This window comes from Rhodococcus sp. P4_B6, assembly GCF_056402215.1.
Window position 1 is genome coordinate 1 of sequence record NZ_JBFUHV010000405.1, and the last position, 2,073, is coordinate 2,073.

Genomic DNA, 2,073 nt, shown 5'->3' on the forward strand with positions numbered 1-2,073 from the left:
GCCGAACACACAGGTCCAGTGCGAGAGCAGCCACGTCATGTCCGCGGCGATGAGATGCTCGGCGTCGTCGGGATCGAGGAACTCGACCCATTCCCGAGCGAAGTCGAGCGCAACCTCGGGGCTGGGCGCCATCTTGTGCGCACGCCCCGCACTACCTGCTGTCACAAACCCCCACGCTAGCCAACCCACATAACAGCCAAGGACTGATCAGATCCCCGTCCGGGATCAAACAATGCCCGCCACGAATCGCGCCGATACACCAGGGAGACCACCGCTGCGATAGACGACCGATCAACCCCAGCACCATTGCCGCACAACGGACAACCGTTGACGGGCACAGCCCACAACGTCTGGAACCGGCAGCAAGCGGATGCCGGCCGAGCGGGCCAGGACCGCGAGGTCGGCCCACGCTCCCAGCGGGTCGAGTTGCTTGATCTGGGCGCGGATCTCCTCGTCCTCGTCCTTGGCCAGTCGCTGCCATTTGCCGGAGAGGATGAAGAACTCGTCGAGGACGGCGATCAGCAACGGCAGTTGCGAGGGTTCGATCTTTTTCACGTGCACGTAGTGGTTGCGGGCCATCATTTCCGCGTGCAGGGCGCGCACGAGGATCGCGGAGCGGACGGCGTCGTAGACGATGGCCGCGCATCCGGGGTAGCCCTCGAGACCGTCGAGTTCGATCATCTTCGGGTCGACCCCGAGGAAGGGGATTCCGCGGCGTGAGGCCTCGGTGAGCAGGGTGCGGATGACTGAGGTCTTGCCGCCGCCGGTGGGGCCGACGATCAGGCAGTGCGGTTTGTTCGATTTGGTCGAGACATCCCAGTACAGGCTGAGGTTCGCTGCGCCGGTGGCGTAGGGCAGGTGGCGGAGGTTCTCGTCGACCAAGGCGGGGGGTGGTCTACGCGGGTGGGCAGCGGCGCCCGCAGGTACATCACCAGGTATCCCTCGGAGGGGGTGAACGTGATCTTGTAGCCGATCTCGATTCCGTCGTCGTCGCAGGCGTCGACCGTGACGGCGGGTTCTTTGAAGATGGTGCCGGCGGACAACGCGGTTTGTCGGGCCTTGTGGCGGGGCGATCGGGTGTCGGGTTCGATGGGTGTGCGGGTGATCAGGATCAGGTCGCGGTGCGCGTGGTGGCGGACGGTGTAGGTGTGCGTGCCGGTGCGGCCGGCTGCTCCTCGGACGGCGGTGGTGAATTCGTCCATCTCCTTGGGGCGGATGATCGCACCCCGCGGAAGTCCGATCTTTGCGCTGCGCAGTGCACCGATTCCGGGTGGGAACGCGACGGTCACCTTGACCGGCAGGTGCCGCGTCGTCTGCCGTAACTGCGCTTCGAGCGCCAGGCCCTGTCGGTGGCCGCGCCACCGGAGAATGTCGACCGCGATCCACGCGGCGGCGAGGACGGCGAGCGGCCAGCGATAGCTGTGGAGCGTGGTGATGAGCTGGCCGGCCTGGTCGACCGCGTCTGTGAGCGCGGTGTCGGCGAGTTGGGGTGCGTAGAACGCGAGGGCCGCGGAGGCGACCGCGACCGGGGCGAGGGTTCGGTACGCGCCGACGGCGGGCTCGGGTGCCGACTGACTGCTCGGCCGATTGCGGGCGCCGGGGGCGGGCCGAACAGTTCGATCAGGAGGTCCTTGAGCGGATCCCGCTGCGCCATCGCTTCTCCCCTTTCCTGCTCGATTGATGCCCGCGTCGGAATGCGGTCGGGTGTGATGGATGCGCACACTGGCAGATTCGGGTGATCTCACTCAACGTGATCTGTGGATAACTTCGCTCAGAGGCTGCTCACGACCTGTACGTGACACTGCGCCGATAGGGCGCGGCGTCACGGCCGGATGGTGCAGGTGCGCATGCTCACACCCACCGGATCGCGTGTGCCACCGGTGCGGCAAGGACTGCGCTCGGTCGACTTCCACAACGAATACCGACGTGGACGAGGCGGAACTTGTCAAGGGAGTTGAGTCCACCGGGTGTTAAGCGGCTGACGTTTCGGCCTCCGCAGAATCGTCGGCGGGGCGGTTGATCCAGACGGTGTCGGGCAGGTCGAGGATCTTCGGCGCTGTCGTAGTGCCGAAG

At 66.1% G+C, this 2,073-nt stretch carries 1 pseudogene; it reads right to left on the bottom strand.

The window, feature by feature from the left end:
• Positions 1–360: 360 nt before the first annotated feature.
• Positions 361–1,654 (bottom strand): annotated as a pseudogene (locus tag AC1DWT_RS51010) (FtsK/SpoIIIE domain-containing protein); the annotation flags it as partial.
• Between the last annotated feature and the right edge of the window lie 419 nt (positions 1,655–2,073).